Below are 16118 nucleotides of genomic sequence, written 5' to 3'. Positions count from 1 at the left end.
ATTTATTTCTACAACCTCTTCATCTTAGCCATAATACGCTGTGCCATTACTGCTGCATCCGCTCTCGTAAAATTGGCTTGCGGATCGAAACGGAATGTTGCCTTCTTTTGCCCAGCCACCAGCTTGTTCTCAATTCCGGAAATCACACCAGCCTTGTAGGCTGCAAGGATAGAAGGTGCTGAGTAAACTGACACAATAGATCCCGTATCCGTAAACAGCTTCTGCAGGGCCGCCAAATCGGTGGCATTGTTTCCAAGCTTCAAGCTCATTGCACGGGCGATCATGACCGCTGCATCCTCTCTGGATAAGGTACGGTTAGGAGAGAAAATTCTTGGTGCCGTTCCGCGGATAATCCCTTTGCGGACCGCTGTTTCTATATAACGGTAATCCCAGTGATAATCACTATACTTAACCACATCTGAGAATGTCAGATTGTTTGGTTCGTAATCAAGCTGTATACCCATAATTTTGACTAGCATAGTAGCAAACTCTCCACGGGTAACATTCTCATATACGCCAAACTCATTAGCATCCTTCGCATTCATAATCCCTCGGGATAAAATAGTCTCCAACTCGCTGCGTGCGTAGGTGTGGGAGACAATATCATCGTAACTGTACCGTAAGCTCATTACTGTGTAATAACCAAAACCGTCAAATGTGGCCGTAATCGTCTTACTGCCTGTATTGACTACACCGCCCATGTTATACCAGGTACCGTCAACATTCTTCCAAACAGAGATGTTAGAGGTTGCTGCATTAACGATTGTCGGATCATATTTCAATGTAATCTTTCCTTGTTGTGTAGGCTCCATCCATCTGCCCATATGACCGAGGAAGGATTCATTCCCCTTCTTATATGGATGGGAAGCAACCACAGTTGAATAATCATTAATGGAAGTTGCCGAAACAAAGTAACCCGGATCAATCCAATACAAATTCGAAGCATATCCGTAATGAAGTTTTGGGGTCATATAAGCACTAGCCAAGCCGCTGGCAGGAACTTCAACCAGCTTGCCGTCCTGATAACTCGTTCCATCAAATTCACCTACCGGGTTATACTGCTTCACGGTACGTCCATCTTGCTTATCAGCAATACCAAGCAGGATATATTGTTCATTGAACAGATTGATTTGCCGGGTATTACTTGACCCTGGTGTCGGCGTTGCATCCCGCAGCATTGTTCCTTTTGGGAAAACGAGACTAACTGCATTCTGGAAGGCTGTCAGCTTGCCAGATGAGTTAAGAGTCGTTTTCAGCTGTGCTCCTTGCAGGATCTCATCTGAGTAGGTCACATCAAACGTTCCATTGGATTTCGTCGTGCCTGTCGTGACGGTGAATTTAACTGTATTCTTCCCTTTTTTCAGACCCTTTAATTCGAGACGGAATATGTCCTTCGCCCCTTTAATCATTGGTTCTTTACCAATTACAATGCTTGTAGCCCCTTCAGCCTGAATACTCACATCAAGGAAGTTCTGTTTAATGATGCTCTCATTCGGAAGCTTTGGCGACAAAATACTGTACGGAGGAACCTCACGGGTGATCTGCAGTGTCTGCGTAATAGCCGCAGTTCCCAATCTCGCCGATATCACAAAGGTCTGCAAACCGGTTGTCGGCAGCTCTTGATTTTTTATTACAAATTCACCGTCTTTACTAGAAGGCATGTTAAGAAAAGAGGACTCTGTAGTCCACTTCTCATCATTTCCAACTTTCTTATAGTCAGCTACAGCGTATTGTTTACCGTCTTTCATAATGACTACCTGGGTCGTATTGCTTGCCACAAAACGGATATCCGCATTGGATTGATTAGTTGTATAATTAAGATTTGAATTTTTGATAAATAACTTGTCTGGATCTGTTGTTTGACCTACCGGGTAAGGGGCAACGCCAACAATGTTGGGAGCATTATCCGGGAACAGATATACGGTAAGATTCGTTGAGACAGGAACGCCATTCGCTACACCCGCTATGACGATTTTGTTGGGCCCTGAAACCAAAGGAATACCAGAAGTATTTGTGCTTGTATAATTGAAATCATCATCATGAAAGTCCGGAGCAACGGTCGTTCCGTTAATGGTAATTTTAATGGATGATTGATCTCTGGCAGGGAAATTCACCAACCGCCCTTTAATAGTAGTGAACTCTCCATTGTATTTGAACACCTGGTTATTATAAATATTTGTAACATCAATAAATGGAGCAGCAACATAATTGACTGAAAGTACCTTTGTATCAATAACTACCCCATTTTTTTCCAAATCAATATGAATGGTCTGTTCGCCTGAAGGCATACCAGTAATCTTAAAGACTCTATACCCTTGCGAGGTCTTCATTGCAGTGGTTCCTGCCACAACAAAACGGTCGGAGGAAACCTTGGTTCCATTTTGGTAAGAACTGATCTCCAGCTTATCCGGAGCTGTTGCGGTCTCGCTGGTCTTCACCATCAGCCACAGGGGAAGCTCAAACAGATTGGAGTTACCAGTAAACACCCCGGATGAAGAGTACGTAATCGTAGTGTCCCCTGATGGACTATAAAGCTGCTCGACCCCTGTAATGGAAGGGTCACCCGCATTGCGGTAGGTGAATCCCAGCGGGTTGATGCTCTTGCCATTATAGGTTCCATTTTTAGTAGTAAAGGTAATGGTATATAAACCATTGCTGGAAATTGTGACATCATTTTTACTTGTATAATTAAAAGTTATAAATTCCCCAGACTTAACCTGAGTAGCATCAATGGTAGTTTCTCCATCCGCCAGTACATCGCTACCTGTAGTTGTATTACGTACAGTAAAGGTCATATCAGCAAGTGGCGCCTTAGTAGTATCCTCTGCTACTCTAAAAGTAATTGAGCCGGAGAGTTTGCCGCTGACTTTGTCATCTGAGCCAATAGGAGACACCAGATTCCCGTTATCCAAAGCATAAGCACCAATCTTTGTCTTGTTAGGAGTCCCCTTATCAATAGGCGAATATACCACTTCACGCGTAACCGCATAAGTACGCGTACCTGAATCCGTAGTTGCAACAAAAGTCAGCTTATTAAGACCCGCAGTTAAAGGTATGTCAGCAATGACGAAGGTACTGCTGCCGCCGTTAAACATCTTGGAGTTATTGACCATAACCTCTGTGGCATTCGGAGCTTCCAGAGTTAACGTTAGTGCCGCTGTATTAACCATTGTAGGTGTATTCTCACTTAGCAAGGTACCATCCGGTAGAGATATATTATAAATGGCAGGAACGTTGGAAAAATTAACATAGGCTTCTCCGCTGGCCAGGCTTCCAGTAGCTGTTGTACCAAAGACTGTAATCCGGTTAAGGCCCTGACTTAGCTTGACACTTGGAAAACGGAAGTTTTTCTCGTTCTCAATGATTGGCTTGACGTCCGCGCCACTTGCTCCCGGGACTACATTCCCGTTGACAATGCCGTCTACCTGATAATAGATGCTGTCAGCAGACACTCCATTGAACGTACCTTCTACGTCAACGGTACTTGTATTGACTGAAGTTGGAGCACCCTTATCTGTACTGAACTTGGTGAACTGAAAGTATTGTCCTGTTGCAGGGTCCGCTGCATAAACAGCACCTGCTGAGGAAAGTGTGGATAGCAGCATCACTATCGCTAAAAACATACCGCCTATCGCCTTCAAACTTTTTTTCACGTAAGAAACCTCCTACTGCTTTTTGGTTTGTTGTCGGCCTGTGCAGCATTCCGCGTCTTAACCAACTCTATATTTTTATCGGACAGCTATAGACTAATAATTAGCAAAAAAATAAAAAACCTTACTCCACTGGAGTAAGGTTAGGTGCAACACTGTAATTTGAATTTTATAAATTGCCAATGATGTATCTAAGATTTGGAGCTGCGTTCAGGGTCAACCTTCATCCGCATTCTCAAGAACAAGTCGATTACCGGACGCTTGGTCTTGCTGATGACGCCGGTGATCTCTGCGCCGATCTGCAGGAAGAAGAGCATGACGCAGATGACTACAAAGGTAACCCAGTTGGCTTCGTAGAGCGAAGCTGAGGTCTGGATCACCGCCAGGATACCGAAGAATGCGGCAATGCCGTAGATAATTAGTACCGTCTGGCGGTGGCTAAAGCCAAGTTCGCGCAGACAGTGATGGAGATGGCCTTTATCCGGAGCGAAGATCGGCTTCTTCTGCAGCTTGCGCCGGACGATGGCGAAGAACGTATCCGATAACGGAACTCCGATGATCAGGAGTGGTGTGATGAATGAAACCACCGCAATCTGTTTGAAGCCGAGCAGTGCGAGCAGCGCCAGGCAGAAGCCCAGGAACAGCGAGCCCGTATCGCCCATGAAGATTTTGGCGGGATGGAAGTTGAAGAACAGGAATCCCAGAATGCTGCCCAGAAGCAGCAGACAGAGCAGGGCAACCATGGTGTTCCCCATCAGGAAGGCCATGACGGCAATCGTTGCAATTGCGATACCGGATACGCCTGCTGCAAGCCCGTCCAGCCCGTCGATCAGGTTCACGGCGTTCGTGACACCAACAATCCAGAAGATCGTCAGAGGGATGGCAATCCAGCTCTCTAAGGAAGAATAGCTATTATGAAAAGGAATATTTACGAAATCAACCGTGATGCCAAACCCGAAAACTACGATACAGGCAGCGGCAATTTGGCCCAGCAGCTTCACTTTGGCTGACAGCTCAAAACGGTCATCCAATCCGCCGATCAACACAATCAGACCTCCGCCGCATAGCAGCGCCTTAATGAAATTAGTCTCCCGGGGAGTGAAGTCGTACGGAATAAACGGTAATACGGCAAGCAGGCCTAACACAAACGCCAGAAATATGCCGAGTCCGCCGAGGCGGGGCATGATCTTCGTATGCACTTTCCGGGCATTTGGCACATCTGTCGCACCGATCTTAATAGCGAATTTCTTCACGAACGGCGTCAAAAGCAGTGCAAGCCCCATGCACACAATGAATCCGGCGATGTATATGATTAACATGTGAAAAGTCGACCTCCATTTCTCTACCGCATTGAATTATACGCTGAACCAAAAACAAATTCCAATACTGTTTTTAGGCGATACCACGGATTTTTTCGGTGAATTCCCTCATTTTACTGTTCTTTTGTTACTTTATCTTTCTCTCGTACCACTTTTACTGCGAATTTCGGCAGCGCAAGCATTCTTTTGTAACGTGTAGGTTCCTTGAGCAGCCGGTATAACCATTCTGCCCTTAATTTCTGGAAGGCAACAGGGGCTCGGCGGCTCTTGCCGGAGATCACATCAAAGCTCCCGCCGACACCCATCATCACCGGGATCTGCAGCCGGGATTTGTATTTGGCGATCCATGGCTCCTGACTGTCCGCCCCTCTGGCAACAAACAGCAAGTCAGGCTTCGCTTCAAGGATTCCGCCCACAATCTGTTCGTCTTCTGCCGGACCAAAATACCCGTCATGATATCCTGCGATGACAATACCGGGATATCTTGTTTGTAACCGGGAAGCCGTCTCGCGAATCACCTCAGGGGTAGAACCGAGCAAATATACTCTCCAGTTATAGCTTTCGCCTTGCTGCAATAATTCATGTAAAAGATCAAAACCGGCTACACGCTCAGCTACAGGCTCCTGACAATACTCCGCTGCCCATACCACTCCAGTCCCGTCGGGGACAACCAGCTCTGCTGATTTCATAATCTCCATATAAGCCGGATTCTCCAGCGCCGCCATAACCATGATCGGATTGGCAGTAATTACCTGATGAGGTTCACGCTTATGAACCGCCTCCGTTAAATAGGAAACGGTGGTTTTCATATCCGCCTTGGATACTCGTATGCCAAAAATGGGCACTGTCGGTAATACGCTATCTGCTTTCACTTGTCACTCATCCTTTATGGCCGAAATATTGGGCAATTCGCCGGGCCGGAGCCTCAGCCTCTTGGGTGAGCGCGGCAATCAGCGGCTCCCGCTCCTGCTTCCAGCGATCCCCTGAGTTCAGCAGCTCCAGGAGCCCGGCAGCCACCTTGTCTGCCTCCAGTGTATCCGTCTTACCCACCGGCTGACAATCCACCCGCTTAAGAAAATGATCAATCTTCGGATCATAAGAGACGCCCATCAGCGGAACACGCTGTCCCGCAGCATAGATAAGGCTGTGCAGCCTCATGCCTATAAGTGCCTGGCACTGAACTACCTCGCGCAGCATCTGCAAGGGATGAAGCGTATCCTCCCGGATACTTACCGTCCCACCATTGTTCTCTATCCCCGCGCCCAGCTTCTGCATGACATAACGGGAAGCCTCATTGTCGGCAGGATGATGGAAGGGCAGAAAGCGTACATCTAGCGGCTGCACCGCAGAAGCCTTCACCAGTCCTTCAGCCAACGCGTCCAGCTCTTGACGGGATTGCTCCCAGAAGCGTACGGAGACACCTACAGTAGCGGGCGAACCTTGCATACCGGAGTTGGGTGTTCCAGCTGCCGGATCTGCTTCTGTATGTTGTTCTGGCTGCATATCCTTAGGCAACTCCAGCCCCATAACCGGGTCGGGTACAACGTCTATCCCGTCAATGTTAAGCCCCATAGACTGAAGCAGCAGGCGGGACTGTTCATCCCGCACGGAGATGTAAGCACATTTCCGGAAAATCGATTTGATCAGCGGATGAAACAGCTTGCGGTTCACCGGGCCGATTCCCTGGGAATAAATAAATGTCGGCTTCCCCATCCACTGGGCCAGCTTGATGATGCCCAGGTAATACGGAATGGTCTTGCTGCTTGTAACATCCTGAAGCAGGCTGCCGCCGCCGCTGATCAGACCTGCACTTTCCGATATGGCTCTCCGCACCTCTCCCAGCTTCATCCGGTGTACAGATTCCACCCCATACGTAGCAGCCGTCCACTCCGGATCAATGGATAAGACCACAGGCGCAAGCGTTACTCCGGCGGCCTGGGACTGCTTGCGCAGAGCATTCAGAATCGACTGCAGAACAGCTTCGTCTCCACTGTTGTGGAAGCCGTAAAAGCCGGAGATTACAATTTTTTGAGCAGAGGTGACCATCGTTTCCAACATCCTTCCGCAATCTGCCATACCCCTACAGCGATAATACCGATAATCAGGCCGAGTCCAAGACCCAGGAGTCCGCGAACCAGCGAGATCAGCACAGGCGAATGAATATGGGCAAAGGTATCCACCATAGACAACTGCCCAATGACTGCAATAATCATGATGAAGGCCGCACTCCGGTATTTATAGGCCAAGAATGCGCCGAGGATGAAGAGCGGATGCGCCAGCAGGAATTCCTTGTTACGGGGTCTGACCCCGACGGTATTCTCCAGGAAGACACGAAGGATTTTCTCCGGTGCACTTACACTTCCGGCATTCCCGGTCCGGCTTAAATAATACATCCCCACGATACCGATCACACCGGCGGCAATGACCATTGCGAGTGTAATCGGCGTCCGCAGCAGCTTACCTGTCTTGTTAAAGGCAAACTCACCACGGTACAGAAGCACATAGATTGCGGTAAGCCCGATCGGGGCCAAATGCAGCAGACTTACACCGCGGAACTGTTCCAGTACCAGGGCGTAGGTAATATTATTCAGCAGCGCAATGACGAAAGGCACCGCACTGAATGTGATTAACGCAGTTTTGACATACAGAACGAGACTATGCGTCAGACGGCGGCGCGGGCTCATCACGGCAAAGGTTAACGGATTGGCGCGTAAAGGCGGGCCCATCTCATTAATTTTGCGGATAGCCAGCACTATGGCCAGGGTTGGCGCACTTATAGCTACGGCGAGCGCAAGCGCCTGTTCAAATAATGTCGGCTTCAGAATCAGCAGTCCTGCACTTCCAACCAGTCCAAGCACCCATACAGGCAGAGTAAGCCAAGGAATGAAGTAGGAGAACAGCAGCGCAACCATAGCCACCGCTCCGATTACCGCAATCAGCTTGAAGTAACGCTGGAAGGAGGAATCGCTCACATCAAAGGCTGTAGCCTGTCCAATGTTGAAGCCGTTCGCCTCAATTTTGGCCACCGCACCCTCAGGTCCGCTAAGACTCTCAATCAGGTTATCCATCGTATCTGTGATGGCAGCCTTCTTGGTATCTCTCGAGGGAATCGTATTCAGATAAATCATGCGGATATTGCGGTCTTTTGTACCCAGTGCGAACCGGTCAGCAATCACTTCAGTCTTCAGGCTGGAATCCGCCTCGCTGAGGGAATACAGGCGCGTCACGTTGTAATCCAGCATATAAGCCAGCTTGGAGAAGCCCTTCTGTTGAACCTTAATATTCTCGATTGCCGCAATTCCCATCCCGTGTTGCTTCAGGAGGTCAGCGAAGGTGGTTAGACTGCCCGTATCCGCATCATCGGAGTACCCCTTAACCGATTCTCCTTCAAAAAGAATCCGCTTGACGCCAAGCTCGGCGTAACGGTCCAGCAGCTTCTTCACGGCATCCTGATTGTATGCCAGCGAGTCTACAAGCCGGGGCACAATGCTGAAGCCCTTCTCGTGCAGCATTTCCAGTGTAATCGGGTCCGGCTGCAGCGGCTTGAGCGTTGCATCCTCCAGCGGCGTCTGGATGATCAGCCCCTGCTGGCCGCGGTAGTTCCATTCTTCCGTCCGGATGTCCAGTCTGCTGAAGGCATCGCGGATAACCGGTGAGAGCATTTCACTGTTCTTCGCACTGGTAAAGAGGACATATGTATAGTTCTCATTCTCCGGAATCACAGTATCGGTAAGATTGGCGATATCAGACGCTCCCCAGATCATCAGGCGGCGCGCCTTGCGGAAATCCTCCAATGTATTTTCATAGATAGCCATACTCTGAACACCGGCTGCCTTCAGCCGGTCCAGCTGCTCGTTGATATAATCCTGCGGATTCTGCCGGTAGCTCGCAACCTCAACCAGATCACGGTAATCAAAGACAAACTCAACCGATTTGGAAGACTTCTCAGTCTGTAGACGGTCGTATACGACCGGAAGCGCACCTATAAGCCCTATCACCATAATGATCCATAACCACTTGCGTGATGCTATATTCCAGCGTTGCCATTTCTGCTGCACCAAAGTACCTCCTCTTTCACTTTAAAGCTGATTGCCGTACGTCACATCTGCCGCCCCGACCCTCTTGCCAGCGGCAAATTTAAGCGGAAACGGAGGTCTGTCCATCTGGAGCAGCTCCGTTTCCGCAGGGAAGTTATATATTGCTTATTATTTCCCGTCTACCCGTGCCATAACCTGACTGGTCAATTCCGCAACCTTGTGCTTGGCGTTGTCCAGAGATTCACCTACCACGGCAAAATACACTTTGATCTTCGGTTCTGTGCCGGAAGGGCGCAGGCAGAACCAGGAGCCGTCCGACAGCAGATATTTCAGCACGTTCTCTTTAGGCAGACCGTCAAGCCCCAGGGAATAGTCCAGCACCTGCGTCACGGAAGCACCGGCGATTTCGTGCGGCGGACTGGTCCGCCAGTCATTCATAATCCCCTGAATCTGAGCCACTCCATCCTTGCCCTTCAGCGTGCGGGATTCCAGGCTCTCCAGGAAGTATCCGAACTGTGCATACAGCTCTTGCAGTACATCGTACAGGGTCTTGCCCTGGGCTTTGTAATAGGCACCCGCTTCAGCGATGAGCATCGCAGCAAGGACTGCATCCTTGTCTCGGGCGTAGTTGCCGGCCAGGTAGCCGTAGCTTTCTTCATATCCGAACAGATACGTATACTCGCCGGACTGCTCGAACTGGTTCATCTTCTCCCCGATATATTTGAATCCGGTCAGAGTGTTGAACACCGTAGCGCCATAATGGCTGGCTACAGCAGCGCCCATCTCACTGGTCACAATGGTCTTGACTACAGCGCCGTTAGCCGGCAGCTTCCCTTGTTCCTGTAAACGGCTCAGGAAATAATGAATCATGAGCGCGCCTGACTGATTCCCGGACAGCACTACAAATTTGCCTTCGTTGTCACGAACCACGGCGCCCATACGGTCAGCATCCGGGTCTGTACCGATCAGCAGATCCGCATTCAGTTCTTCGCCCAGCTTCATCGCCAGGGTGAAGGCTTCACGTTCCTCCGGATTCGGAGATTTCACGGTAGAGAATTCGGAATCCGGCAGCTCCTGCTCAGGAACTACATGTACCTGAGTGAAGCCGATCTTCTCCAGTACACGGCGGACCGGAAGATTGCCTGTCCCATGCAGCGGCGTATAGACAATGGAGAAATCACGGCCCAGCGAAGAGGCAATCTCTTCACGGCTGACACTTACCGCAGCAACCGTATCCGTAAACGCCTCGTCCTCTTCGGCCCCCAGCCAGTGGAGCAGGCCTGCGCTTTCTGCAGCCTCCTGAGACATGCGCCTTACCCCATTGAAGGAGTCCACATTCAAAATGTTAGCAATAACCTTCTCTGCTTCATGCGGCACCAGCTGTCCGCCCTGGGCATTGTAGACCTTGTACCCGTTATATTCAGGCGGATTGTGGCTGGCAGTGATTACAATGCCTCCAGACGCCTTCAAATGACGGACGGTAAAGGACAGCTGCGGCGTGGAGCGCAGGGACGGGAACAAGTGGGTCTCAATTCCGTTACCGGCGAGCACAAGCGCAGCCTCCAGCGTGAATTCGGGCGAGAATCGCCGGGAATCGTGGGCAATAACCACCGAGGGTCTGCCATCTCCCGTATGCTGTCCCAGAATGTAATCAGCGAAGCCCTGAGTAGCCCGGCCGACTGTATAACGGTTCATCCGGTTACTGCCTGCTCCGATGACTCCGCGCAAGCCGCCTGTACCAAATTCAAGATCTCTATAGAATCGTTCTTCCAGTTCCTTCGGTTCACCGGCAAGAGCCTTCAGCTCTTCTTTGGTGTTCTCATCGACAGAAGGGTCCTGCAGCCAGCGTGTCAGGGTCTCCTGCGCCTTCGGGCTTAATCCAGTCATGTCAATCTCTCCTTCTCCATCTATAATATATAAGTTTATAACAGGAACTAGCTGAGTGCGAACATAATCTCGCCGGACGCTACCGTCTTGCCGTCCACCTTGGCCGTGGCTTGTCCTTTGCCGATGCTGCCTTTCAGCCGGGTAATCTCTACCTCAAGCACAAGGGTATCACCAGGGACAACCTGTCCACGGAAGCGGAAGCCGTCAAGCCCGGCCAGAAAACCGATTTTGCCCCGGTTAGCTTCTACTCCAAGAATAGCCACAGCCCCCACCTGAGCCAAGGCTTCTGTAATCAGCACACCCGGCATCACCGGGAAGCCAGGGAAGTGTCCGGCAAAAAACGGCTCGTTTACCGTTACATTCTTGATGCCGACTGCCCGTTTGCCCATTTCTATTTCTGTAATTTTGTCCACCAGCAGAAATGGGGGCCGGTGGGGGATTATTTCTTGAATTTGATTGGTATTCATCATAATTATTAAAGCTCCCTTCGGTTGTAACCGCGTCTATGAACCTCCGCCTACAGCAGCACTTTTGTTTTATTCTCCGCCGTCTCTGCATAAATATGGACAGCTTAGGCAAAAACTATAATTATCCTTCACCACCTGCAGCAGTGGAGGTTAAGATAAGGGGCTTTCTCCACCGCACGCGGCAGCATGGCGGAGAGAGCCCTTTTTGGCGCTCTTAGGGCACGCCATCATTATACATTTTCCAGTATAAAAAAGAAAACTCCCCTGCACAACAAGGGAGCCTTAACTATCGGTATGCCATAACGCTTCAAGGTGCGAACACCAGATCATATACATGCTTCCAGGTACTCCACAGGAGCACATCGCTCAGTTCCTTTTTGCCGAGGATCACATACCCTACGACCAGCCCGCCTCCAAGTGCGGCAACCAGCAGCATTGGAATCAGGAACCACTGAATAATGGTCCAGGCCCTAATCCTGCGCCGCTTCACCGGCTGCTGTTGTTCCTCTTCTGCATTCTGTGCAGTCTTAACCTTCTCACGACTCATTCCTTCACCTCACGCGCGCATGTTATTAGCCAGGCCCAGCATCTGGTCACTGGAGGACAGCGCCCGGGCAGCAAGCTGATACGTACGCTGAATCTGCATCATCTCCGTCATTTCCCGGCTCAGATCCACGTTAGAGGATTCCAGATAGCCTGAGCGAACGCCTACATCCTTCGCTTCGCCCGCTGCTCTTTGCACGAATGCCTGCTGTGTTGTCATGCCTTCAGCCAACACATAGAAATTACCATCTACAGCTTGCAAAGCATTCTTGCTAAGCGGCTCAACAATCATTAAGCTGCCTGCCAGGACCGGCGGCTGTTTCTCATCCGTCTTGGTCCACACCTGCCCGCGCTCATCAATAGCAGCACTTACATTAGCTCCTACGCTGAGCGGGGTGCCGTTAGCACCCAGCACAGGATTGCCGGTATTGTCCACAAGAATCATCTTGTCCTTATTGGCGGTATCCGGGGTGAAGTGGAAATTCCCCTGGCGGGTATATGCCGTTTCACCATTCACCAGAACGCCGAACAATCCGTTGCCTTGAAGCGCCAAGTCCGTAGGCTTCCCTGTCTCCTGTAGCGTGCCTTCCTCCCAATTACTTGACACTGTAGGCACACGCACACCAAAGCCGATATTGAAGCCCAGCGGCATACTGCGTCCAGGCTGGTTATAATCCTTGGATTGCTGCTGTACACGGGTAAGCACATCCTCGAACGAGCCTTGTTTACTCTTATAACCATTGGTATTCATATTGGCAATGTTATCCGCTATAATATCCAGCCGCTGCTGCAGACTGGCCATAGAGACAGCGGCACCGATTGTCGAGTTGTTCACAGGTCTAACCTCCCACAAGCTTAATAAGAAGAAACTGGCTTACACTCTCAGTGTAATGATCCATGCAGCCCGGCTATACCCGGCCGACTTCATTCACGGCCTTCTGCAGGCTGCTGTCGTAGAACTGGATCACTTTCTGATTCGCTTCATAAGCGCGGTAAGCGGCGTTCATATCCACAGTGACCTGAGTGGCATCCACATTAGAGTTCTCAAGGTAGCCCTGCCGGACCTGCAGAATATCCGTTCCATTAGAAAAGCGGATGTCTGCAGCCTCAGCATCAGCAGCATGGAAAACACCATTACCGTCGCGCACCAGCTCCTGCGGTCTTGTGATGACGCTGATTCCGATCCGGGTGCCTGAAGGCTGCCCGGTTGCATTGTTAATCAGATTCCCCTGCCCGTCCACTTTAAGGTTATCCTGGGGCCCTGTCAATCGCAGTGGATTGCCGTTACTGTCGAGCACCTTGAATCCGCCAGAACTAAGCACTTCCCCTGTAGGAGCAACTGTAAAGCTTCCGTTACGTGTATATAAATTATTGCCTTCATTATCTTGAACCGTAAAGAACGCCTGGGGCCGGTAAATAACCTCGCCATCCGGACTGATATATTTTCCCGAGCCGTCAAAAGCAAGATTGGTACCCGGATTCTCCGGGTCTGGGACCTGCAGATCGGTAGACAGCGCAAAGTCTACGCTTTTGCCGCTCTCAATGAGGTCGCCCTGCAGGTATTGGGAGACGGACTGCTCGGCAAAAACCCCGGTATTGATCCGTCCGACAGTCTTAGCAGCGCCCCCGTTCATCGCGGTGACCAGCACCTCGGGAAAAGCGTGGCTGACACTGTCGACCTGCTTGTACCCCGTAGTATTTAAATTGACCAAGTTCTGCGTCGCCGTATCATGTCTGCGCTGCTGCGTCACCATTCCTGCTGCGGCTGTATATAATCCTCTGAGCATGAGGTCAGTCCCTTCCTGGAATCTGCTGTTTCCCTTATTATCGGCAGGCTAGAACTTTTTCTTAACCACTTTGTCCAAATGATCCAGCATAATTCCCGTGCCCTTGACTACGCAGTGCATCGGGTCTTCAGCCACCCAGACCGGAACATGCAGTTGTTCGGAGAGCAGCTCGTCCAGTCCGTTAAGCAGGGCGCCTCCGCCGGTCAGCACAACTCCACGGTCAATAATATCTGCCGACAGTTCAGGAGGTGTACGCTCCAGCACCGACTTGGCCGCAGCCACAATCGAAGAAACCGGGTCCCACAGCGCTTCCTTCACCTCGCCGGATGAAATAGTAAGGGTCTGGGGCAGTCCGCTCACCATATCACGCCCGCGGATATCCATCTCTGCCTTCATACCGCCCGGACGTACCGAGCCGATGGTCACTTTGATATCCTCCGCTGTACGTTCACCGATCAGGAGCTTATATTTCTGTTTAATATATCTTAAAATGGCATCGTCGAACTTGTCCCCCGCGATCTTAATGGAAGAGGCGGTAACGACGTCGCCCATGGACAATACGGCTACATCCGTCGTTCCGCCGCCAATATCGACGACCATATTTCCGCTAGGCTGATAAATGTCCATTCCTGCGCCTATGGCTGCAGCTTTGGGCTCTTCCTCCATGAAAACCTCTTTGGCCCCGCTTCGCTCTGCCGCCTCACGGATGGACTTCGTTTCCACAGAAGTAATATTGGTGGGAGCACAAATCAAAATACGGGGCCGCGAATACCAGGTCCGGCCGCCAACGCTGTCAATAAAGTATTTGAGCATCATTTCCGTAATGGCAAAGTCGGCGATTACACCGTCACGGAGCGGACGAATCGTCGTTATATTTCCAGGTGTCCGCCCGACCATCCGGCGTGCCTGTTCACCAACCGCAAGGACCCGCTTCGTATCACTTTCAAGTGTGACCACGGAAGGTTCATCCAGAACGACTCCCCTTCCCTTGACATGAATGAGCACGTTGGCTGTGCCGAGATCGATTCCGATATCCTTGCTAAGCATAATGAAAGAGCCCCCAAAGTGTTATTTTAAATGAGAAAAGAAGATTGTACCAAATTTAAAAATACCATACTTTAGGGGGTGAGTACAATGGACTAATCCTGAATTATGGCGCTAAAATCCGAAAATCTTATGGCTTTGAGGCTACGGCAACCTCACGCTTCTTACCTGTGGTTTTCTTATATTTAATTTTTGTGGCTTCTCCCCCCCGAAGATGACGGATGGACTTGTGATATTCGAGAATGTGCTTCACCTGATCAGCCAGATCCGGATTAATTTCCGGCAGCCGTTCGGTTAAATCTTTATGCACCGTGCTTTTTGAAACGCCAAATTCCTTGGCTATGGTCCGGACCGTGTGCCTGGTTTCCACGATGCAGCGTCCGATTTTAATGGTACGTTCCTTGATGTAATCGTGCACGCTCCCGCCTCCCAACTGTGAATAGTTTGGTACATTATATGAGGGGCGGGCCTATATATTCGCGCTTTCAGGACATGACAAGCCCAGGAAGGCTCATTTTATTTGTCGGACAACCCAATTCACTGCATTTCACTGCCCCATTTCCAGAATAGAACCTGCCGGACTGTCCATTTCAGGTAGAAAAAAAACAGGAGGCTTCCGCCCCCTGCTGATCATTCGGCTTAGCGCTGCGGAAGCAGATCCGAAGGATTCACAATCTTGCCGTCCTCATGCACTTCAAAGTGCACATGGTTGCCAAGACCCTTCTCCATCTCATTGCGTCCCGCTGTAGCCAGTGTATCGCCCTGCTTCACTTCGTCGCCCTGCTTCACTTTGGTTTCACCCAGGCTCTGATAGACCGTCTTCAGATCGCCGGGGGAGGTAATCTCAATTACCTTACCCAGTACAGCAACATCTTCCACTCTGGTAACTTCACCGCTGAGCGCCGCCTTCACATCAAACGTCTTGTTGTCCTCACGGGCAATATCAATTCCGGTGTTGGTGACAAAGGTATTGTTGTACTGCACCATCGCCGCAATATGATTCTCTTCCGTGCCGTTCTCATCGTAGTACGGTTTGACCACTTCCACTTCACTCGGGCTAGCTACAGGCCAGACCAGGCTTTCGGCTGATGCGACAACTTCCAGGGCTTCGGGATCACCGTTTGCGGCTCCGGTTTTGCTGCCGGCCTCACCTTGGGATACTACCGCGGCGTTGTCGGGATTCAGCGGCTTCTGGCCGGCATCCTGATAGACCCACACCAAGGTTAGTATAAGTGCCGCTGCCGCCGTGTAGACTGCCGGGAATACCCACCGTTTGGATAACAGTCTGCTCCATGAAGAAGGCTTGGCGCCTGAATCTCCCTGCTTGTTTTTGAGAGATTCATCATGGGTTGATTTGATTTTGTCTTGTTCATTCATATGGTTA

13 protein-coding genes are annotated in these 16118 nt (G+C 50.4%); all 13 read right to left on the bottom strand.

Annotated features, from left to right (window positions below; translation table 11 throughout):
• Positions 1 to 8 precede the first annotated feature (8 nt).
• Complete coding sequence (locus tag MKX42_RS03680; RefSeq protein ID WP_340751336.1) at positions 9 to 3653, bottom strand: S-layer homology domain-containing protein; 3645 nt, start codon at positions 3651 to 3653, stop codon at positions 9 to 11.
• A 188-nt stretch (positions 3654 to 3841) separates the two neighbouring features.
• Entirely contained in the window at positions 3842 to 4969 is a 1128-nt protein-coding gene (locus MKX42_RS03675; protein ID WP_340751334.1) for a glycosyltransferase family 4 protein, read from the bottom strand.
• A 113-nt stretch (positions 4970 to 5082) separates the two neighbouring features.
• Positions 5083 to 5841 (bottom strand): WecB/TagA/CpsF family glycosyltransferase, encoded by a 759-nt coding sequence (locus MKX42_RS03670; RefSeq protein WP_340751332.1) that lies wholly within the window; start codon positions 5839 to 5841, stop codon positions 5083 to 5085.
• 7 nt (positions 5842 to 5848) lie between these two features.
• A complete protein-coding gene (csaB, locus tag MKX42_RS03665; protein ID WP_340751330.1) occupies positions 5849 to 7015 on the bottom strand; it encodes a polysaccharide pyruvyl transferase CsaB in 1167 nt (388 codons plus the stop codon).
• Complete coding sequence (locus tag MKX42_RS03660; RefSeq protein WP_340751327.1) at positions 6988 to 9027, bottom strand: DUF5693 family protein; 2040 nt, start codon at positions 9025 to 9027, stop codon at positions 6988 to 6990. The genes csaB and MKX42_RS03660 overlap by 28 nt, the downstream gene beginning before the upstream one ends.
• Before the next feature lie 147 nt (positions 9028 to 9174).
• Positions 9175 to 10893, bottom strand: a complete 1719-nt coding sequence (locus MKX42_RS03655; protein ID WP_340751325.1) for a phospho-sugar mutase — start codon at positions 10891 to 10893, stop codon at positions 9175 to 9177.
• 47 nt (positions 10894 to 10940) lie between these two features.
• Positions 10941 to 11363: a 3-hydroxyacyl-ACP dehydratase FabZ gene (gene fabZ / locus MKX42_RS03650; protein WP_036721704.1), complete on the bottom strand. Its 423-nt coding sequence runs from the start codon at positions 11361 to 11363 to the stop codon at positions 10941 to 10943.
• A 304-nt stretch (positions 11364 to 11667) separates the two neighbouring features.
• Positions 11668 to 11907, bottom strand: a complete 240-nt coding sequence (locus MKX42_RS03645) for a DNA-directed RNA polymerase subunit beta (RefSeq protein WP_340751324.1) — start codon at positions 11905 to 11907, stop codon at positions 11668 to 11670.
• A gap of 9 nt (positions 11908 to 11916) precedes the next feature.
• The gene (locus tag MKX42_RS03640) at positions 11917 to 12738 is read right to left on the bottom strand and encodes a flagellar hook-basal body protein (RefSeq protein WP_340751321.1); all 822 of its coding nucleotides are present in this window, start codon (positions 12736 to 12738) and stop codon (positions 11917 to 11919) included.
• Positions 12739 to 12811: 73 nt separating this feature from the next.
• Positions 12812 to 13690 (bottom strand): flagellar hook-basal body protein, encoded by an 879-nt coding sequence (locus MKX42_RS03635; protein WP_340751319.1) that lies wholly within the window; start codon positions 13688 to 13690, stop codon positions 12812 to 12814.
• 48 nt (positions 13691 to 13738) lie between these two features.
• Positions 13739 to 14737, bottom strand: coding sequence for a rod shape-determining protein MreB (mreB, locus tag MKX42_RS03630; RefSeq protein ID WP_036699265.1), 999 nt, complete (start codon positions 14735 to 14737; stop codon positions 13739 to 13741).
• Positions 14738 to 14864: 127 nt separating this feature from the next.
• Positions 14865 to 15152, bottom strand: coding sequence for a sporulation transcriptional regulator SpoIIID (gene spoIIID / locus MKX42_RS03625; RefSeq protein WP_019915029.1), 288 nt, complete (start codon positions 15150 to 15152; stop codon positions 14865 to 14867).
• 221 nt (positions 15153 to 15373) lie between these two features.
• Positions 15374 to 16111 (bottom strand): M23 family metallopeptidase, encoded by a 738-nt coding sequence (locus MKX42_RS03620; RefSeq protein ID WP_339251872.1) that lies wholly within the window; start codon positions 16109 to 16111, stop codon positions 15374 to 15376.
• Positions 16112 to 16118: the final 7 nt, after the last annotated feature.

The sequence above is a fragment of the Paenibacillus sp. FSL R7-0204 genome, assembly GCF_038002225.1.
Classification (GTDB): Bacteria; Bacillota; Bacilli; order Paenibacillales; family Paenibacillaceae; genus Paenibacillus_AQ.
Note: the sequence above shows the minus strand (reverse complement) of the source record. Positions and strands in the feature narration are given on the sequence as shown.